Origin of the sequence: Mycobacterium colombiense CECT 3035 (genome assembly GCF_002105755.1) — a bacterium.
Lineage (GTDB): Bacteria > Actinomycetota > Actinomycetes > Mycobacteriales > Mycobacteriaceae > Mycobacterium > Mycobacterium colombiense.
In genome coordinates this window covers 4,734,032-4,753,648 of the sequence record NZ_CP020821.1, presented here as the reverse complement: position 1 = coordinate 4,753,648, position 19,617 = coordinate 4,734,032, and the positions used below count along the sequence as shown (strand labels likewise).

Below are 19,617 nucleotides of genomic sequence, written 5' to 3'. Positions count from 1 at the left end.
CCAAACCTCTCCGCTGGTACCACCTCTAGATAATGACAGGATTTCCAAATGAGCAAAAAGATTGCGGGCAAGACCTTTTCGACACCAGAAGAGGCTGGAGTCACTGTGCCGACAGAAGAAGAATTAGCGCGTGCAAGGAGGGGCTTTGACGAGTTTCAAGCCAAGGTCGATGCTGTTGCGCCAGAAGACCGCAAAACAGATGTTTCGCCGAAATTTTGGGACGACATCTCCGGTACCGAATACGATCCCAAGAGGAAATCTTAGGGTCTTCTTCCGCACTGGCGCCGCGATCGGCGGCGAATACTTCTTCCCTCTTGCGGATTTTACTCTCCTAAAATGCCTTTAGCGAGTAGTGCGACACAAGAAGCACGTTAACGACGTTATCACGAGAATCCTCCTCTAATTATCTAACTGCTCGGACTTCGATTCCCAGTCGGTGACTGTCGCGGGCCCAGCAACCAATTAACACATCGCAAAAGACCACGGACGAATCTTCTTGTCTGTCGCGCCCCCACCGAGCGTGGCCGTCCAGTCACGAACCCCCAATACGTCGTGCCGCCAGCGTCACACTCGACCACCCGGGACACGTCAACGCCCGCACGCCATCTGCCCGATAGGGTTGGAGATCGGGCACCCGCTGGGTCGCCAGGCAACACAGCGATCTAGGAGGTTTGACGATGACTTCCTCTGACCCGGTCAACGCGGACCAACCCGGTTACGTCGACCTGGAGTCGCTGGCCGCGGACGCCAGCGCCGCCCGCGCGATCGAGGGCATGCAGGAAGCCGCCGCCTCGGACGACCGCCCGCAGCCCCCGATCGACCTCACCGCCGCCGCCTTCTTCGACGTCGACAACACGCTCGTGCAGGGTTCGTCGGCGGTACATTTCGGGCGCGGGCTGGCCACGCGCAACTATTTCACCTATCGCGACGTGATCGGATTCATCTACGCGCAGGCCAAGTTCCAGATTCTGGGGACGGAGAACAGCAACGACGTCGCCGCCGGCCGGCGCAAGGCGCTCGCCTTCATCGAGGGCCGATCGGTCGACCAACTCGTCGCCCTGGGCGAGGAGATCTACGACGAGATCATCGCCGACAAGATCTGGCCCGGCACCCGCGAGCTGACGCAAATGCACCTGGACGCCGGCCAGCAGGTGTGGCTGATCACCGCCACGCCTTACGAACTCGCCGCCACGATCGCGCGACGGCTCGGCCTGACCGGCGCGCTGGGCACGGTCGCGGAATCGGTCGACGGCGTCTTCACCGGCAGGCTGGTCGGCGACATCTTGCATGGCACCGGCAAGGCGCACGCGGTGCGCTCGCTGGCAATTCGCGAGGGGCTCAACCTGAAACGCTGCACCGCGTACTCGGACAGCTTCAATGACGTCCCCATGCTGTCGCTGGTGGGCACGGCGGTCGCCATCAACCCCGACGCCCGCCTGCGCGCCCTGGCCCGGGAGCGCGGCTGGGAAATTCGCGATTTCCGCACCGCGCGCAAAGCGGCCCGGATCGGGGTGCCGTCGGCGTTGGCACTCGGCGCGGCCGGTGGTGCCCTGGCTGCGCTGGCCTCCCGGCGGCAATCACGCTGATAGGCTGCGCCGCGCAGACACAACCGAGCGGAGGGCAACAGCCATGACGGTCCCCAAGGAAGCCGAAGGACTCATCGGCAGCCATTACCGCGCACCGGACTACTTCGAGGTCGGTCGCGAGAAGATCCGTGAGTTCGCGGCGGCGATCAAAGACGACCACCCGGCCCACTTCGACGAGCGTGAATCCAAAAAGGCTGGGTACTCGGACATGGTGGCGCCGCTGACGTTCCTCGCGATCGCCGGGCGTCGCGTGCAACTGGAGATCTTCACCAAGTTCAGCATTCCGATCAATATCGCCCGCGTCATTCATCGCGACCAGAAATTCAAGTTCCACCGGCCGATCCTGGCCCACGATAGGCTGTACTTCGACACTTACCTCGACTCGGTGATCGAGTCCCACGGCACGGTGCTGGCGGAGATCCGCAGCGAAGTGACCGACGCCGATGGAAAGCCGATCGTCACGAGTGTCGTCACAATGTTGGGAGAGTCTTCAAACCAAGAGGACGTTGAAGCTACCGCCGCGGCAGTTGCATCCATATCCGCAGGGAAGTTAGGGGCTTTGTAAATGTCTGCACAGGGGGACACGGGAAGCACGCAACTCAAGCCTCCGGTCGAGAAGGTCCGGTCGCACTACGACAAATCGAACGAGTTCTTCAAGCTCTGGCTCGACCCGTCGATGACCTACAGCTGCGGTTACTTCGACGAAAACCCTGATCCGCAGAACCTGACCAAGACGCTGGAAGAGGCGCAGTACGCCAAGCGCAAGCTCGCCCTGGACAAGCTGAACCTCGAGCCCGGCATGACGCTGCTTGACATCGGCAGCGGCTGGGGTTCGACCATGCGCCATGCCGTCGCCGAGTACGACGTCAACGTCATCGGCCTGACGCTGAGCGAGAACCAATACGCCCATTGCGTGGCGGAGTTCGACAAGATGGACAGCCCCCGCCGCAAGGAGGTGCGGATCCAGGGCTGGGAGGAATTCCCCGGCGACGTACCGATCGACCGCATCGTCTCGCTGGGCGCGTTCGAGCACTTCGCCGACGGCGCAGGTGACGCCGGATACGAGCGTTACGCCACGTTCTTCAAGAAGTACTACGACCTGCTGCCCGACGACGGCCGGATGCTGCTGCACAGCATCGTGGTGCCCAGCGCCGAGGAGGGCAAGAAGATGGGCCTGCAGGTCAACATGACCCTGCTGCGGTTCATCAGCTTCATCCTCAAGGAGATTTACCCGGGCGGAAAGTTGCCCCAGGTCGACCTGGTCGATAAGTACTCAACAGACGCCGGGTTCAAGATCGAACGCCACCACTTCATCGGCAAGAACTACGTCCCGACGCTGACCGCCTGGGGCGACGCACTCGAGGCGCACAAGGACGAGGCGATCGCCCTCAAGGGGCAGGAGACCTACGACATCTACTTGAAGTACTTGCGTGGCTGCTCGGACCTGTTCCGCGACGGCTACACCAACGTCTGCCAGTTCACGATGGTCAAGTAGTCGGCTTCTTGGAAGGTCAACGCCATCGCGGAAATCCGCGGTGGCGTTTCCTTTTCGCGGCTCAGCCGAAGAAGATGTTGCGGCGGCCGGCGAGCAGCCGATACAGCGTCTGCTGGATGGTCTCGCGCACCTGGTCGGTCAGCTCGAAGGTGACCATCGGGTCGTCGGCGTCGGAGGCCGCGTAGTCGTCGGTGTAGATCGGCTCACCGAACGCGATGTGCCACTTCGACGGCAGCGGCACCAGGCCCACGGGACCGGCCAGCGGGAACAGCGGAGTAATCGGGAAGTACGGCAGCCCGAACAGCCGCGCCAGCAGCTTGACGTCGGTCAGCATCGGGTAGATCTCCTCGGACCCGATGATCGAGCAGGGGATGATCGGCGCCTTGGTCCGCAGCGCCGCGGTGACGAATCCGCCACGGCCGAACCGCTGCAGCCGGTAGCGGTCCTCGAACCGCTTGCCCAGCCCCTTGTAGCCCTCCGGGAACACGGCGGTGAGCTCGCCGGCGGCGAGCAACCGGTGCGCGTCCGTCGTGCAGGCCATGGTGTGGCCGGCCTTGCGCGCCGCCTCGCCCACCACCGGCAGGTCGAACACCATGTCGGCGGCGAGCAGTCGCAGCTCGCGGTGCGCGGGGTGCTCGTCGTGGACGGCCACCGACAGCATCAAACCGTCGAACGGCAATACACCGGCGTGGTTGGCGACCACCAGCGCGGCGCCGTCGGTCGGCAGGTTCTCGATCCCGCTCACCTCGACCCGGAACCAGGACCGGAAGAACAGCCGCAGCAACGGCCGAACGATCGCGCTGTTGAAGTGGGGGTCGAAGCCGAACTCGTCGACGCTGTAGTCACCGGTGATGCGCTGGCGGAGGAATCCGGCCACCGAGGCGACGCGCTGCGCCAGATCGTTCAGCGGGGCGTCGGCCGACGACGATCCCGCGGCACGGCGGTGTTCGTCGATTTCGCGGACCACCGCGGCGATCTGCTCGGCCGACGCGCGGCCGTTCGGATCAGACAGTAACGAAGGATGCTGGCGAGATGACTCTGCCCTTTGATCGGCTCTCCGACGCGCCGCTACCCGACCCCGATTAGTGTGCAGTGGAATGACATTGGCTCTGGTTTCACCCGCCACGATACCTACCTGACCCCACCCCACGGAATTGGATTTCGGCTACCCCAGCGCTGGGCTAAAGATATGGCGCGACCTTCCCAGGAGCGTACCCGATGCGGGTCGATAATGGGAGTCAGGCTTCGGCCGCGGACGTAGTCGTCGAACGCTTCCGCCGTCGACCATTTCGGCTGATAGCCGAGTTCTGATCGCATTCGGCTGGTATCCATCACCCGGCCATAACTCAAGTAATCAAATTGATCACGACTGATCTCGTTGTAACGGTTTGCACGCCTTAACGAATCCAGCGCCCACACGCCGAATCCCGGTACTGGCAAAGGAATCCGGCCGGCGCGGCGGATCGCCTGCGACAGCATGATGATGCCGTCGGCACCGATGTTGAACGTGCCCGCCTTGCCGGCCATCGCCGCCCGCTCCAGCGCACCCAGCGCATCCTGCTCGTGCAGCAGTTGCAGGCGTGCGTCGCGGCCGAACATGGTCGGCACCAAAGGGCCGGCCAGATAACGCGACAGGGTGGTGTCCATCGCCGGGCCGATCATGTTGGCCAACCGCAGGATCGTCACGGCGATGTCGGGCCGGCGCCGTCCCAGACCGCGCGCGTAGGCCTCGATGTCGAGGCTGTCCTTGGCGAAACCGTTGCGGAATGGTCGACGGCTGGTGCTGTCCTCGGTGAACATCACCGGATCGTGCGCGCTCGAGCCGTACACCTCGGAGGTCGACTTGAGCACCACCCGGCGCACCGACGGCGCCTTCTGGCAGGCCGCGAACAGTTGCATCGCGCCCATCACGTTGATCTCTTTCAACGCCGCGGTGCCGCCGGACCGCGGCGCGTACGACGCGGCCGCCGCATGCACCACGGTGTCGACGTCGCCGTTGCGAATCACCTTGGCTATGAAGGGATTACGGATGTCGGCGCGGACGAACTCGGCGCGGCCCATCCGGCGCAGCATGTCCTTGCTCGGCGCTATCGCATCGACCGCGATGACCCCTTTGATCATCGGGTTCTGCGCCAGGCGAGCCGTCAGGTAGCCGCCCAGAAACCGGCAGGCACCAGTGACCAACACGATTTTGGGGTAATGCACCGTGTTGCCTGCGGTGTCACCCGGCCCGGCGCCTTCCCCATTCGACGGATCCACCCGAACAGCCTAACGGCCGGGCGAGACGGCGGCACTACGCCGCGGACGGGGTTACTTACCGAGTTTTCTGCGCTGCACCCGGGTGCGACGCAGCAGCTTGCGGTGCTTCTTCTTCGACATACGCTTGCGCCGCTTCTTGATTACTGAACCCATGAACTCCGCTATCTGACCGTGACCTGCTTCAAAGATTGGACCCGGACACTTTACCTGGCGGAACGCACCGAACACCAAACCGGCGTCGGCCGCTCGCCGCGTAACCACGGAGCCTGGGGTGCCGCCCGCAAGCAGCACCCGTTCGGGTCAGCCGGCGTCGAAGTAGGACGTCTCCAACATGTCGTGGACGGCCTTGGCGTGCACCCGGAAGGACCGCCCCACGCGGACCGCGGGCAGCTCGCCGTTATGAACCAGCCGATACACCGTCATCTTGGAGACCCGCATCAACGCCGCTACCTCGGCGACGGTGAGAAACTGCGTCCTGCCCTGCTGGCTGTCGACGGAACTGGCGTCCCGTGGCTTACCTGCAGCATCTCGCGCTGATGGCCCGTTACTAGACGTCATCGCAACCCAATCGTGTCAGGCACGCGCATGCCAGCGGCTTCCCCTCCGCTGGCACCCACACGTGCTTACACAAGGAGAATAGCGGGACTAATGGGGTTACTGGTACTGGTGGGGGACAATCAGTTCAAAAAACTTGGATTACTCTGATGTAATTCTTAGCTGCTCAGAGCGCATTTTGGCGGCCTGAACGGCCGCGTCGACGGCCGCTCGCAGGCCTCCCCGTTCCAGCTCACGCAGGCCCGCCGCGGTGGTACCACCGGGCGAGGTCACCGTCGCCCTCAGCTGTGTCGCCGTGGCGTCCACCCGCAGCCCCGGGGCCTCGGCCTCACCCAGCTGCCGGTCGGCGTCCATGCGCTCGAGCAGCATCGCCGCCGAGCCCGCCATGGTCTGCGCGGTCAGGTCGGCGGCCACCTCACGGCTCAGACCCGCCGCGACGCCGGCGTCGATCAGCGCCTCGACCAGCAGGAAGAAATACGCGGGTCCGGAGCCCGACAGTGCGGTGACGGCGTCCATCTGGCCCTCCGGGACGCTCAGCACGCCGCCGACGGAGTCGAACAGGGCCGAGACGCCTTCGAGCTGTGGCGCGGTGACGAACCTCCCTTTGGCCAGGGCGGTGACACCGGCGCCGACCAGGGCTGCCGCGTTCGGCATGGCCCGCACCACCGGTGTCCCGGCCGGAAGCTTGGACTCGAAGTAGGTGATGGTGATTCCGGCCGCGACGGTGACGAAGACCTGCTCGGCGGTGTCGCTCTCGGCGGCGCCCGCCGCGCGGGCGATCTCCGCCATCACCGACTCGACGTCGGCCGGCTTGACGGCGACCACGACGAAGGACGCGTTCTCCACCGCGTCGGACACGGAGCTGATCAGCACCGAATACGTGTCGGCCAGATACTTGGCGCGCTCGGGTACCCGCTCGACCACCACCAGATCCTTGACCTGCCGGCCCGCCCGCAGCAGACCCGACAGCAGTGCCTCCCCGATGCTGCCGCCACCGATGATCGCGATTCTTGCCATGCCGCACAGCATCGCAGACACCGCGCTCTAGCGAGCGGCAGGGACCAATGCCAGTTGACGGGCCTGCACCACCAGACGCCCCAGGCTGTCGACGACCGTGTGGTCCTCGTCGAACCAGTCGTGCCCGATCTCGGTGCAGGTCGCGACGATGCGCAGCCAGCCGTCGGCCGGCAGGCCCCGCAGAAACGCCGTGAGCTGGATCGTGGGCGCCCAGCCGGTGCGGTCCACGGCGAAGGTCACGGGCGCCGACAGATCGCCGCACATGAGCGCGAACAGCGCATCCGGGGCCACCCCGCGGGGGCGGGCCCACATCTGGATCACCGGCGGGCGCCCGTCGCTGCGCGGCGCCATCGTGGACAACACCGGCCGCACGTCGCACCCCTCCCCCAGGTGCACGAGGCCGGCCAACGGGTGCCCCGGCCCGATCGGCTCGATGTCGTCGGGGGGCTCGGGCGCCATCAGGTCCAGCACGGGGTTGGCCGACAGCAGCGGCTTCGCCTGGCCGCCGGGCGGATAGTGCTCGGGCTCGCCGAGGTTCACCACGGCGTGCACCGCGGTGCGGTCGCCCTGGTTGAGTTCGACGTCGACGACGCTGATCCTGCGGCCCCGTTTGCGGATCGAGGTCACCAACTGCACCTCGCCGGGGTCGGGGGCCCACAGGAAGCTCGCCGACACCGCGACCGGCTGTCCGGCCGGTTCGAGGCCGCCGGACGGGCCCGCGCAGGCGGTGCGGGCGGCGTTGGCGCACAGCGCCAGCATCGCGCCGCCGTGCACCTTGGGACCGATGGTCCAACGCTTGTCGAGTTCGCCCTCGAAGACGCCTGAACCGACCTCCCGCAACGTCATCGCGGTGGTGAATAACGCACTCATGTTTTCTGGGTTTCTCCCGGCTTGGTCAGCGCAGCAGATGCGTGCGGGCAAACTGCAGCGATTCGGCGAGCATGGCCTCGCGCTCGTTGGCGGAGCGCGCGCTGGACGTCGACACCTCCAGGATGACGTGCCCGGCGAAATGGCTTCCGGCCAGCATCTGGCACACCTCGGCGGTGGGTTGCGTGCCGCGCCCGGGCACCAGGTGCTCGTCGGCGGGCAGGCCGTTGCCGTCGCACAGGTGCAGGTGCACCAGGCCCGACCCCATCCGCTGGGCCATGTTCAGCGAGTCGGTGCCCGCGGTGGCGGTGTGGGACAGGTCCAGCGTGTAGTGCGCGTGGTTGCCGTCGAGCGGGTCGTAGGAGGGCGCGAACGCCGAGATCGCGGGGCCGGGCCCGCCGCCGCGCTTGCGCATCCGTTCCAGCGACTGGCCGGCGCCGAAGAACCGGTCCGCCCGGAAAGGGAACATGTTCTCCACCGCGACCATCACGTCGCTGGACGCTTCGAGCTTCGCCACCTGCTCGGAAAAGCCCTCGGCGTAGCGCCGCTGCCAGCGAAACGGCGGGTGCACGACCACGGTCTGCGCGCCCAGCTGCTCGGCGGCGCGCACGCTGCGATCCAGCTTGGGGACGGGGTTGGCGCCCCACACCCGCTGGGAGATCAGCAGGCACGGCGCGTGCACGGACAACACCGGGACGCGGTAGCGCTTGGACAGCTTCTTGACCGCGGCGACGTCCTGGCTGACCGACTCGGCCCACACCATCAGCTCGACGCCGTCGTAGCCGAGCCGGGCCGCGTACTCGAAGGCGGCCTCGGCCCGCAGCGGGTACACCGAAGCCGTGGAAAGGCCGACTTTGATGGCGGGGCGCACTGTCTACGGTGCCGTTTAGCCCGATTGCAACGACAGCGCCAAGGGCCCCAGGGTGATCAGCGCACCCACCGCGACCGCGATCAACGTGCTGGCGATGTCCTCGGTCTTGCGGACCACCCGCACCCCGGCCACCAGGCCCAGGATGACCAGCACCGACAGCACCAGTGCCACCAGGCTGTTCCAGCGCCACAGCTGGTCGAAGGCCACGAACAGCCCGCCGCCGAACGCGACCGCCAGCATCGACTGCAGCACGACCACGCCGCCGCGCCACACCGCGTCGAACCTGCCCGGCTCGGCGTGAGCGTCCGCGTCGGCGTCCGCGTGCCGGTCCTCGAGCTCGAGATGCTCGTCGTCGCCGAGCACTCCGGTCGCCAGCGGCCCCGAGCCGTCCTCGTCGTCCTCGTCATCGCCGGATCGCAGGAACGAGCGCACGTAGGCGGAGTCCTCCACCGCGGGTTCGGCCTCGCGCACTTCGGAGTCCATGACGTCCACCGGGATGTCGGCGTAGTGGTCCAGCGGGTCGAAGCTCATCTCCTCGGCCCCGGAGCCGGCCTGCCCGGTGCCGTTTGCGGCCGAGCCGGACGAGCCGGCTTCGGGCAGCGGCCGCGGGTATTCGCTGCGCTCGGGGCCCGGCGCCCGCTTGGGCTGCGGCGGTGACTTGGGCCAGCGCGGCTCGGGCTCGGACCAGTAGGGCGCTTTGGGCGCGGCTTTGGTTACCGGGTCGGCGGCGGCCTGCCGGGCCACCGGCTCGGCGGGCGGGGCCGCGTCGACCGCATCGATCGTGGTGGTGGTTTCGTTGGCGTTGGGTCCGGGTTCGTCGTCGTCATCGCGGATCACCGGCAGGTCGCCGGTCAGTTCGGCGACGGTCACCGAGTCGCTGTCGCCGCGCCGGCGGCGACGCCGCCGGGTGACCGCCGGGGCGCCGATGGTTCCGTTTCTCGCCAGCAATTCGGCAACGGAGATGGGCCGAGTGCCGGGGCTCTCGGTCTCGGAGTGCGGTCCGGTCATGGTTTGTCGCCTCTCGATCGGTTCTGATTCCGATCAACTACCTGGCCTCCAGCATTGCGCACCGAAGGCTCCATGAGGGCCGATCCGTCGGCTTCGCTGTCGAGTTTGCGCAAGATGAGACCTTCCCGTAACGCCCACGGGCAAATATCCACCGATTCGATCGACAGCGCTCGCATGCTTGCCTCCGCCACCAGAGCACCCGCAACGATCTGCGGTGCCCGTTCGGCGCTCACTCCTTCCAGTTCTGCCCGGTCAGCGGTCGTCATCCTAGAGATGAAAGATATGAGTTGCCTGAGGCCGTTTGCTGTCAACGTCCTTTTGACCCTTGGCCCAGCGCCGGACGGCGCCGCGCCGGTGAGCCGCGCCAGCGAGCGGAAAGTCTTCGATGTCGCCACCGTCAGGTCGGGACTACCCGCCTCGAGGATGTTCACGCTGGCTTCGGAGAGCTCGGCGTCCAGCCAGTCCCGCAGCATCGCCACCCGGCGCCGGCCCGGCGGATCGTCGGGCAGCCACTCGCGGGTGAGCCGGCCGGCGCCCAGCGGCAGCGACAACGCGACCTCGGGCTCCTCGTCCACGCCGCTGGACATCTCCAGCGAGCCGCCGCCGATGTCCAGGTTGATGATCCGGCCCGCGCTCCACCCATACCACCGGCGCACCGCCAGGAAGGTCAGCCGCGACTCGTCGACCCCGGTCAGCACCCGCAGTTCGACGCCGGTCTCCTTGCGGACCCGGCTCAGCACGTCGTCGGAGTTGCCGGCGTCGCGGACCGCGGAGGTGGCGAAGGCCATCAGCTCCGCGCAGCCCGAACTGTCGGCGATCTTGGCGAATTCGTCGATGGTGGAGATCAGCTTCTCGGCACCGCGTTTGGTGATCTTGCCGGCGCTGTCGGTGGCCTCGGCCAGACGCAGCGTGGCCTTCGTCGAACTCATCGGCGTCGGGTGACCGCCCCGGTGGGCATCGACCACCAGCAGATGCACCGTGTTGCTGCCCACGTCGAGAACGCCCAATCGCACGTAAACAACCTAACGAAGCCTCGCGGGCGGTGCTTTGCGCGACCCGGTTAACCCGCCGTGATCGCCGCCATAGGCCCCCCGAGTGTCAGCGGCTCGGATGGGCCGAACCGTGGTCTAACGTGGACCGCGTGGCGAATTCGCATCCGGAACCGGGACAAGAGGTCGAGCTGGACTTCGCCCGCGAATGGGTGGAGTTCTACGACCCCGACAACCCCGAGCACCTCATCGCGGCGGACCTGACCTGGCTGCTCTCCCGATGGACCTGTGTGTTCGGCACCCCGGCGTGCCGGGGCACGGTGGAAGGCCGCCCGGACGACGGGTGCTGCTCGCACGGTGCGTTCCTGTCCGACGACGACGACCGCGCCCGCCTGGACGACGCGGTGAAAAAGCTGACCGACGCCGACTGGCAATTCCGCGAAAAAGGGTTGGGCCGCAAGGGTTATCTGGAGCTCGACGAGCATGACGGCCAACCGCAGTACCGCACCCGCAAGCACAAAGACGCGTGCATCTTCCTGAACCGGCCGGGCTTCGCGGGCGGCGTCGGCTGCGCGCTGCACAGCAAGGCGCTCAAGCTGGGCGTGCCGCCGCTGACCATGAAGCCGGATGTCTGCTGGCAGTTGCCGATCCGTCGCAGCCAGGAGTGGGTGACGCGGCCCGACGGCACCGAGATCCTCAAGACCTGGGTCACCGAATACGACCGCCGCGGTTGGGGTTCCGGCGGAGCCGACCTGCACTGGTACTGCACCGGCGATCCGGCCGCCCACGTCGGCGCCAAGCAGGTGTGGGAGAGCCTGGCCGACGAACTCACCGAGCTGCTGGGCGCCAAGGCGTATTCGGAGCTGGCCGCAATGTGCAAGCGCCGCAGCAAATTAGGGCTGATCGCGGTGCACCCGGCCACGCGCATCGCCGAGTAACCGCGCTTTTCGGGATCATCGTCGGTAAACCCTGGCCTCCCGTCGGCGAGGGAAGCAACGCCGTGCAGGATTCCGGAGCGGATCCAAACATCTTGCATTAAACGACTTCTCGCCCGCGCCGCATGTGGGCGGGTGGCACTCACCGAGAATGTTAGCTAACCTAACCCTCGTGAAACCACTGGCGGTAATCGGAGCAGTTGCAGGGATAATTGCCATCGCACCAATGACACCGGTTAGCGGTCCCTCGTCGACGGGACCAGCGGCACATACCTACGCCGTTGCGTTCAAGCAGGACCCGGGTGGGGGCGGTTGCGATGGCAACGGCAACTGCGGCTGGGGAGGGCAAAACGACGGCCCGGGCGGCGGTGCTGGTGGGCATGGCTGCATTGCCGGTGTCGGTTGTGGTTCGGGCGGCCAATTCGCCGGCCCCGGCGGCGTCCCCGGCGCTACAGGTTGTTTGCCGGGCGTGGGATGCGGCTCAGGGCACGCCTAATTACCGTAGATCCGTCAGCTGGCCATGCCGGCGAAGAACGCGCCGGTAATGAGGCCGATGATCATGGCCACGAGCACCTGCCCTAGCGCGGCGGCCACAAAGGTGGCGCTGACCCCCGCTATGAAGAGCATCAATAGCAGGCTTACCCACAGCCGGTGAGCGGTGATCAACGTCCCCGCGGCAGGAGACGGACCGGCGATTGCCGCACGGTTCTGCCTTCGGATCATTGGCTGCCCCAATCCATGCGTTTGGTCACAACCTACACCCGTTGGTGAGCTGAGTCACAGCCACCGGCGATGTATGTGCACCGCGGTGATGGCCCGGGTAAGCGCAGGTAAGACGTCTTTCGTCGACGTCTCGCGGGTGAGTGGTGGTGGAACTGGGTCGTTCGCACCGCCCTGCTTTGAGGCGGCCGTGGCCGGCATCGGTTCTGTCGTGCCCCGCGTCGGCGGGGCGTCCGCCCCGTTGTGAGGTAGGTTTCTTACGGTCCCGTCAAGGAACTCGGGTTCCGTTAGGGCTGAACAGCGGCGCTACTCGAGTGCCATTGGGTCTTGAATGAACAGAATTGGGCAGGGGGCATGCGGTGGTTTACCGGCTGGTGAAGCGCTTCTGGATCCCGATGCTTCTAGTGGTCGTGGTGGCGCTCGGCGCCTATGCCATCCTGCGTATTCACGGATTCGGAGGACCGCGAGCGCCGAAGTCAGCGGAGGGGTCTGGGATCACCGCAAACTTCAACCCAAAGCACATCACGTACGAGATCACAGGTTCCGGGGGCACCGCGAACCTCAACTACCTCGATGAGAACGGTCAGCCCCATCTCGTCGAAAACACTCCGCTGCCTTGGTCATTCACGATCGTGACAACGCTGCCATCGATGTCGGCCAACATCATGGCTCAGGGTGACCGAAACGTCAGCGACCTTCGATGCCGGGTCACGGTCGACGGCGACGTCCGCGACGACCGGGCCAGCACCGACTTGATCAAACCGTTCATCTACTGCTTGGTGAAATCCGTATGAGCATCCAGCACTCGAAGCCCCATCGCCCGTTCTTGGGGCGGATGGTCCGCATCTTCTCGCTGCCGATCATCGTGTTCTGGGTGCTCGTGGCGATCGGCCTGGGCACCTTGGTCCCCTCCCTCGATGAGGTCGCGGCGAGCCGGTCGGTGCCGATGAGTCCGACCAATGCGCCGTCCTATCAGGCGATGCTGAATATCGGCAAGGTGTTTCAGCAGTACGATTCGGATTCTTCAGCGATGGTCGTGCTCGAGGGGAAGGACAAGCTCGGCGATTCCGCGCACAAGTTCTACGACCAGATCGTTGCCAAGCTGAGGGCCGATCACCAGCATGTGCAGAACGTTCAGGATTTCTGGAGTGATCCGCTGACCGCGGCGGGCTCACAGAGCGTGGACGGCAAGTCCGCGTACGTGCAGATCTTCCTCAACGGCTCCCAGGGCACCAGTGAGAGCCATGACTCGGTGGCTGCTGTTCGTCAGATCGTCGACTCGGTGCCGGCGCCGCCGGGCATCAAGGCCCACGTCGCCGGTAACAGCGTCCTCAACGCCGATACCAGCGTCGCCGGGCATCAAAGCATGGCAACGATGGAGTTGGTGTCGGTCGCCGTCATCATCGTGATGCTGCTCGCCATCTACCGCTCGGTCGTGACGATGCTGGTGTCCATGGTCATCATCGGCCTGGAACTCTTTGCCGCGCAAGGCGTTACCGCCACAGCGGGTTACCTGAAAATCATCGGTTTGACCCCGTACGCGGTGAGCATGGTGACGATGCTGGCCCTGGCCGCCGGAACGGATTATGTGATCTTCCTGCTGGGCCGATATCAAGAGGAAAGATCGAAAGGCCTAGATCACGAAACCGCGTTCTACGTGGCTTATCACGGTGTCTCGCATGTCATTCTGGGTTCCGGCTTGACGATTGCGGGTGCCACCATGTGCCTGAGCTTCACCACGCTGCCGTACTTCAACACCATGGGTTTGCCTTGCGCGATTTCGGTGTTGGTGATCATCGCCGCGGCGCTGACGCTGGCACCCGCGATTCTTACCGTGGGGTCCAAATTTGGTCTGCTCGACGCCAAACGTGACCTCTCGGCACGGGGTTGGCGCAAGGTCGGCACCGCTGTCGTTCGATGGCCGATCCCGATCATCTTTGTGACCACCATGATCGCTGTCATCGGTTTCGTCAGCCTGCTGACCTATGTACCGCAATACAACGACCAGAAGTTCACCCCCGCCAACATGCCGGCCAACCTCGCCATGGGCGTCGCGGACCGGCACTTCTCCCAGGCTCGGATGAACCCCGAATTGTTGATGCTGCAGGCCGATCACGACCTGCGCGACCCCGCCGACATGCTCGTCATCGACCGGGTCGCCAAGAACGTGGCACATATGCGCGGCATCGACCGGGTGCAGACCATCACGCGCCCATTGGGTTCGCCGATCGAGCACAGTTCGATCCCGTTCATGCTCGGTGCGCAAAACGCCGGCACCCTGCAGTCCGCCAAATTCAACAACGACAACTCGGCTCAAATGCTCGAGCAGGCGGACGAGATGAGCAGGACCATCGCCAACATGGAACGCATGTACACCATCACCAAGGAGATGACCGAAACCACACACAGCATGGTCGGCCGCACTCACGAGATGATGGATACCACCAACGAATTGCGCAACAACATCTCCGATTTCGAGGATTTCTTCCGACCGCTGCGCAGCTACTTCTATTGGGAAAAGCACTGCTATGACATCCCGATCTGCTGGTCACTGCGGTCAGTCTTCGACACACTGGACGGGATCGACGCACTCGCCGACCAAATACAAGGCCTCACCACCGATTTGGATCGTTTGGATCATTTGCTGCCGCAGATGCTGCCGGTGCTGCAGAACACCATCAGCTCAATGGCAAAAATGCGCGACTTCATGATCGCGACCCACAGCACCATGGCCGGCACCCAGGCCCAGCAACAGGAACTGGCCAAAGGCGCGACCGAGATCGGGCTGTACTTCGACCAGGCCAAGAACGACGACTTCTTCTACCTTCCACCGGATGTGTTCCACAACCCGGATTTCAACCGTGGCCTCAAGATGTTCGTCTCGCCCGACGGCAAAGCTGTCCGCTTCATCATCACCCACCAGGGCGACCCCGCCTCCACCGAAGGCATCGCACACGTCCGGGACCTCAAAGGCATCGTCGCGGACGCCGTCAAGAACACCCCGCTATCCAATGCCAAGGTTTCGCTTGCCGGCACCGCGTCGATGTACTCCGACATGCAGGACAGCGTCAAAACCGACCTGATGATCGCTGTCATCGCGTCGATGATCCTGATCTTCGCGATCATGTTGGTGATCACCCGCAGTCTGGTGGCAGCACTGGTGATCGTCGGCACCGTGGCCGCATCGCTGGGCACCGCATGCGGGCTGTCCGTGCTGTTGTGGCAGGACATCCTGGGCTTGGGTGTGCAATGGATCGTGATCCCGCTGTCCATAGTGATCCTGCTGGCGGTGGGCTCGGACTACAATCTGCTCGTGGTCTCGCGCCTCAAAGAGGAGATCCACGCGGGCCTCCATACCGGCATGATCCGCGGCATGGGAGCAACCGGACGCGTCGTCACCGCGGCCGGGATGGTGTTCGCCTTCACCATGATGTCGATGATCGTCAGCGACCTGCGCGTCATCGGCCAACTGGGTATGACCATCGGCATCGGCCTTATCGTCGACACGCTGATCGTCCGCGCATTCATGACCCCATCGATCGCCGCAGCACTCGGCCGCTGGTTCTGGTGGCCGCTGAACACGTTCAACATCGTGCAAAGGACCCGTCCCGGGCGCGATTCCGACGACAGCACCGCGCCAATCCCGCGGGTCCCAGCCACATGAGTGTCACCCGAACGTCTGGCCGGCCGTCGAGACCATCGTCGACGGCCGAACGGCCCGGGTCAATCACCGAATCCCAGTCAAAACTGCGCCAACGCACCAGCGGGCGCCTGGACCGGTCGCGTGATCCCGCAATCCTCAACGCGGCCTTGGAGATTCTCGCCGAACACGGCTACGACGCCACCAACATGAACGACATCGCCGCACGGGCCGGTGTCGGCAAAGCTGCCATCTACCGGCGTTGGTCGTCCAAGACGGCACTGATCACCGACGCGTTGGTCTATTGGCGACCGGATCTGTTGGACGACGAGCCGCCCGATACCGGCAGCCTATCGGGTGATCTGGAGGCCATCGTTGAGCACGCCGCCCGCAACGATGACGGCCTGATCTCCAATGAGCTGATCCTGCGCGTCGCGTTGGAAGCTGCTCAGGATCCCGATCTGACTTCTGCGCTCGACGATTTGATCCTCTTCAAAGGCCGCCGCGTGATGTCAGCCATTTTCGCCCGGGCTGCCGACCGCGGCGAGATACCCGGTGACCGTGACTGGTTACTTGTCGCCGATGTGGTCGTGGCGATGGGCCTGCTACGTGCCGTAGGTGGACAGGCCGTCGATGCCGATTTCGTCCGGCAGGTCATCGATACGCTTGTGCTGCCGGCGGTTACCCGCCCCTCCGGTGCCGCCGAGTCCGATCGCCGGTAACTCGTTAGGCCGGACGTATTGAATTGAGCGCCAACGACGATGACCGGACTGTTTTCGAATCCGGTCCGCCGCCCGCGGAGCCCTCTGGCTAGCCTTCGAGCTTGTAGCCCAGCCCTCGCACCGTCACCAGGTGCACCGGGTTGGCCGGGTCGGCTTCGATCTTGGACCGCAGGCGCTTGACGTGCACGTCGAGGGTCTTGGTGTCGCCGACGTAGTCGGCACCCCACACCCGGTCGATCAGCTGGCCGCGGGTCAGCACCCGCCCGCTGTTGCGCATCAGGTACTCGAGGAGGTCAAACTCCTTGAGCGGCAAGGTGATCGTGTCGCCATTGACCGAAACCACGTGGCGCTCCACGTCCATCCGGACCGGGCCGGATTCGAGCACGCCGTCGCTGATCTCGGAATCGTCGTCACCGCCGCGGCGCAACACCGCACGGATCCGCGCGATCAACTCGCGAGCCGAATACGGCTTGGTCACGTAGTCGTCGGCGCCGAGTTCGAGGCCCACGACCTTGTCGATCTCGCTGTCCCGGGCGGTGACCATGATCACGGGCACGCTGGAACGCGCGCGCAGTTGCTTGCAGACGTCGGTGCCGGACATTCCGGGCAGCATCAGGTCGAGCAGCACGATGTCGGCGCCACCCCGGTCAAACTCGGCCAGCGCGGCCGAGCCGTCGGTCACCACGGTGGCCTCGAAACCCTCCTTGCGGAGCAGGAAGGCCAGCGGATCGGCCAGCGACTCCTCGTCCTCCACGATCAGCACACTGGTCATCTGCGCGATTCCTCCTCATCGCTGCGCTCTGCATCGTCATACGCGCGGGTCATCGACTTAGTTCTTCCTCTCGTTGTGAGCGGTTGGGCCGCGCGTCGCGACCCGGTGTTTGCTCGGATTCGTCATGGTCTTGATCAGACGCCATCGCCGCCGGAATGGAAAGGGTGAATGTCGATCCGGTTCCCGGTTTGCTCCACACGCCGATGCTGCCGTTGTGGTTGGCCGCGACGTGCTTGACGATGGCCAGGCCCAGCCCGCTGCCACCGGTGGCGCGTGAGCGCGCCTTGTCCCCGCGGAAGAACCGCTCGAAGACCCGCTCCTGGTCTTCCAGGGCGATCCCGATGCCGCGGTCGGTCACCGCGATCTCGACGTTGTCTCCGCGGCGGCGGCGGCTGATCGACACCGGCGAACCTGGCGGCGAATAGGCGATGGCGTTGGACACCAGGTTGGCCAGGGCGGTGACCAGCAGAGTCTCGTCGCCCAGCACCCGCAGGCCGCTGGGCGCGTCAGTGCGGACCTCGATATCGGCGTTGTCGGCCCCCACCTTGTGACGCGAAATCGCTTCGCCCACAACCTTATCGACGTCGACCTCGATGACCGTGGGCAGACGTTCGGCACCTTGTAGCCGGGACAGCTCGATCAGCTCGGCGACCATGTCGCCCAGCCGGTTGGCTTCCACGAGCACTTTTTCGGCGAACCGCCGCACCGTTTCGGAGTCGTCGGACGACGCCAGCAGGGCCTCGGCGAGCAGCGCCATGGCCCCGACCGGGGTCTTGAGCTCGTGGCTGACGTTGGCCACGAAATCGCGGCGGGTCGCTTCCATCCGCGCGTAGTCGGACTGGTCGTGGGCGAAGACCACGGCGAACCGGCGATCTTCTTCGCTGAGCAACCGGGCCTGCCCGTGCACCGAGAGCCCGGCCCGGCCGCCCGACCGCTTCGCCGGCTGCAGGTCGAATTCGACGTCGACGCCGGTCAGGGCCTGCTGCGCCGCCTGCCAGGCCTGGTCGTCGAGCTGGCGGTCGCGCACCAGGCCCAACTCCTTGGCCCGGTCATTGAGGTAGACGACGTCGCGGTGGGCGTCGACCACCGCCGCGCCCAGCGGCATCAGCGCCACGATGCGTTGCAGCATCTGCGCGACGGTGATCCCGGTCCACTCGACCCGCTGGCGGCGCTGCACCGCCCGCGGTGACAGCCGGAAACCGACCAGTACACCTGCGGCCAGCGCCAGCGCGGACAAAACCCCGGCCAGCAACAGCGCCGAGAACACAGTCACATAGCAAATCCTACAAATCTTCCTGAACGCTGCCCTAGCGGAACGAGGCCAAAATCGGACAAGTCACACCTTGCGCTACAGGTGTTCCGCTCCCGTTCACGCGATGTTTGGCTAAATGGCCTTTATCTCGCCAAATGGGCGGAAGTGCCGGCGTCAGCCGCGCCCCTGGCTGGCAACCGCGGCGGCGCCCGCGGCAGCCGCCTCCGGGTCCAGATAGGTGCCGCCGGGCACCACGGGCCGCAGGTCAGCGTCCAGGTCGTAGCGCAGCGGGATGCCGGTCGGGATGTTCAGTCCGGCGATCTCGTCGTCGGACACCTGGTCGAGGTGTTTGACCAGGGCCCGCAGCGAGTTGCCGTGCGCCACGATCAGCACCGTCTTGCCGCTGCGCAGGTCCGGGACGATGACGTCGGTGAAATACGGCAGGAACCGCACGACCACGTCGGCCAGGCACTCGGTGAGCGGGCCGCCACCGATGTCGGCGTACCGGGGATCGGCGTCCTGGCTGTAGGTGCTGCCCTTCTCGATGGGCGGGGGCGGCGTGTCGTAGCTGCGCCGCCAGGCCATGAACTGGTCCTCACCGTAACGGGCCTTCGTCTCCGCCTTGTCCAGCCCCTGCAGCGCCCCGTAATGACGTTCGTTGAGCCGCCAGGTGCGCCGCACCGGGATCCAGAGCCGGTCGGCGGCGTCCAGCGCCAGGTGCGCGGTCGAGATGGCCCGGCGCAGCAGCGAGGTATAGACGATGTCGGGCAGCAGGTTGCTCTCGGTCAGCAACTCACCGCTGCGCACGGCCTCGGTCCGGCCCTTCTCGGTGAGGCCGACATCGACCCAACCGGTGAAGAGGTTCAGCGAGTTCCATTCGCTTTCGCCATGGCGAAGCAGTACCAGCGTGGCGGTATCACCCATGCCGG

The 19,617-nt window shown here is 65.4% G+C and carries 21 protein-coding genes; 9 read left to right on the top strand and 12 right to left on the bottom strand.

What is annotated here, in order from left to right; all coding sequences use genetic code 11:
• Positions 1-48 precede the first annotated feature (48 nt).
• The 4 genes from B9D87_RS22385 to B9D87_RS22370 all read left to right on the top strand — a co-directional run bounded on the left by B9D87_RS22385 (position 49) and on the right by B9D87_RS22370 (position 3,081).
• Positions 49-264, top strand: a complete 216-nt coding sequence (locus B9D87_RS22385; protein ID WP_080598483.1) for a hypothetical protein — start codon at positions 49-51, stop codon at positions 262-264.
• A 413-nt stretch (positions 265-677) separates the two neighbouring features.
• Positions 678-1,586 carry an HAD family hydrolase gene (locus B9D87_RS22380; RefSeq protein WP_007768225.1) on the top strand — a complete coding sequence of 303 codons (909 nt, stop codon included), beginning with the start codon at positions 678-680 and terminating at the stop codon, positions 1,584-1,586.
• A gap of 43 nt (positions 1,587-1,629) precedes the next feature.
• Complete coding sequence (locus B9D87_RS22375; protein ID WP_007768227.1) at positions 1,630-2,151, top strand: FAS1-like dehydratase domain-containing protein; 522 nt, start codon at positions 1,630-1,632, stop codon at positions 2,149-2,151.
• The gene (locus tag B9D87_RS22370; RefSeq protein ID WP_007768230.1) at positions 2,152-3,081 is read left to right on the top strand and encodes a cyclopropane mycolic acid synthase family methyltransferase; all 930 of its coding nucleotides are present in this window, start codon (positions 2,152-2,154) and stop codon (positions 3,079-3,081) included.
• Between the two features lie 61 nt (positions 3,082-3,142).
• Here the strand turns inward: B9D87_RS22370 and B9D87_RS22365 are convergent, their stop codons facing one another.
• From B9D87_RS22365 to B9D87_RS22325, 9 genes are all read right to left on the bottom strand, one after another.
• The gene (locus tag B9D87_RS22365; protein ID WP_174320868.1) at positions 3,143-4,231 is read right to left on the bottom strand and encodes a lysophospholipid acyltransferase family protein; all 1,089 of its coding nucleotides are present in this window, start codon (positions 4,229-4,231) and stop codon (positions 3,143-3,145) included.
• Positions 4,213-5,340, bottom strand: a complete 1,128-nt coding sequence (locus tag B9D87_RS22360; RefSeq protein ID WP_007768235.1) for an SDR family oxidoreductase — start codon at positions 5,338-5,340, stop codon at positions 4,213-4,215. The genes B9D87_RS22365 and B9D87_RS22360 overlap by 19 nt, the downstream gene beginning before the upstream one ends.
• Positions 5,341-5,391: 51 nt before the next feature.
• The gene (locus B9D87_RS22355; protein ID WP_003402602.1) at positions 5,392-5,493 is read right to left on the bottom strand and encodes a 30S ribosomal protein bS22; all 102 of its coding nucleotides are present in this window, start codon (positions 5,491-5,493) and stop codon (positions 5,392-5,394) included.
• 147 nt (positions 5,494-5,640) lie between these two features.
• Entirely contained in the window at positions 5,641-5,898 is a 258-nt protein-coding gene (locus B9D87_RS22350) for a cell division/environmental response transcriptional regulator (protein ID WP_040629292.1), read from the bottom strand.
• A gap of 138 nt (positions 5,899-6,036) precedes the next feature.
• Entirely contained in the window at positions 6,037-6,912 is an 876-nt protein-coding gene (gene proC / locus B9D87_RS22345; RefSeq protein ID WP_174320869.1) for a pyrroline-5-carboxylate reductase, read from the bottom strand.
• Between the two features lie 27 nt (positions 6,913-6,939).
• A complete protein-coding gene (locus B9D87_RS22340; RefSeq protein WP_007768244.1) occupies positions 6,940-7,782 on the bottom strand; it encodes a thioesterase family protein in 843 nt (280 codons plus the stop codon).
• Between the two features lie 25 nt (positions 7,783-7,807).
• On the bottom strand, positions 7,808-8,650 hold the full coding sequence (locus B9D87_RS22335) for a sugar phosphate isomerase/epimerase family protein (RefSeq protein ID WP_007768247.1): 843 nt from the start codon (positions 8,648-8,650) through the stop codon (positions 7,808-7,810).
• Between the two features lie 15 nt (positions 8,651-8,665).
• Positions 8,666-9,658: an Rv0497 family membrane protein gene (locus B9D87_RS22330; RefSeq protein WP_007768249.1), complete on the bottom strand. Its 993-nt coding sequence runs from the start codon at positions 9,656-9,658 to the stop codon at positions 8,666-8,668.
• Positions 9,655-10,671 (bottom strand): Ppx/GppA family phosphatase, encoded by a 1,017-nt coding sequence (locus B9D87_RS22325; RefSeq protein WP_007768252.1) that lies wholly within the window; start codon positions 10,669-10,671, stop codon positions 9,655-9,657. Before B9D87_RS22325 ends, B9D87_RS22330 begins: the two co-directional genes overlap by 4 nt.
• Positions 10,672-10,790: 119 nt before the next feature.
• Here B9D87_RS22325 and B9D87_RS22320 point away from each other — a divergent pair, with 119 nt between their 5' ends.
• The 5 genes from B9D87_RS22320 to B9D87_RS22295 all read left to right on the top strand — a co-directional run bounded on the left by B9D87_RS22320 (position 10,791) and on the right by B9D87_RS22295 (position 16,664).
• Positions 10,791-11,585 carry a DUF3109 family protein gene (locus tag B9D87_RS22320; RefSeq protein WP_007768255.1) on the top strand — a complete coding sequence of 265 codons (795 nt, stop codon included), beginning with the start codon at positions 10,791-10,793 and terminating at the stop codon, positions 11,583-11,585.
• 169 nt (positions 11,586-11,754) lie between these two features.
• Positions 11,755-12,078 (top strand): PE-PGRS family protein, encoded by a 324-nt coding sequence (locus B9D87_RS27635; protein ID WP_080598485.1) that lies wholly within the window; start codon positions 11,755-11,757, stop codon positions 12,076-12,078.
• A 619-nt stretch (positions 12,079-12,697) separates the two neighbouring features.
• A complete protein-coding gene (locus B9D87_RS22305) occupies positions 12,698-13,096 on the top strand; it encodes an MmpS family transport accessory protein (RefSeq protein ID WP_052002419.1) in 399 nt (132 codons plus the stop codon).
• Positions 13,093-15,966, top strand: coding sequence for an MMPL/RND family transporter (locus tag B9D87_RS22300; RefSeq protein WP_007768260.1), 2,874 nt, complete (start codon positions 13,093-13,095; stop codon positions 15,964-15,966). Before B9D87_RS22305 ends, B9D87_RS22300 begins: the two co-directional genes overlap by 4 nt.
• Positions 15,967-16,028: 62 nt before the next feature.
• Entirely contained in the window at positions 16,029-16,664 is a 636-nt protein-coding gene (locus B9D87_RS22295; protein ID WP_040629550.1) for a TetR/AcrR family transcriptional regulator, read from the top strand.
• Positions 16,665-16,752: 88 nt separating this feature from the next.
• Here the strand turns inward: B9D87_RS22295 and regX are convergent, their stop codons facing one another.
• The 3 genes from regX to B9D87_RS22280 form a co-directional block, all read right to left on the bottom strand.
• A complete protein-coding gene (gene regX / locus B9D87_RS22290) occupies positions 16,753-17,436 on the bottom strand; it encodes a two-component sensory transduction protein RegX (RefSeq protein ID WP_007768263.1) in 684 nt (227 codons plus the stop codon).
• A 49-nt stretch (positions 17,437-17,485) separates the two neighbouring features.
• Positions 17,486-18,709 (bottom strand): sensor histidine kinase, encoded by a 1,224-nt coding sequence (locus B9D87_RS22285; protein ID WP_007768264.1) that lies wholly within the window; start codon positions 18,707-18,709, stop codon positions 17,486-17,488.
• A gap of 153 nt (positions 18,710-18,862) precedes the next feature.
• Complete coding sequence (locus tag B9D87_RS22280; RefSeq protein ID WP_007768265.1) at positions 18,863-19,612, bottom strand: phosphoglyceromutase; 750 nt, start codon at positions 19,610-19,612, stop codon at positions 18,863-18,865.
• Positions 19,613-19,617: the final 5 nt, after the last annotated feature.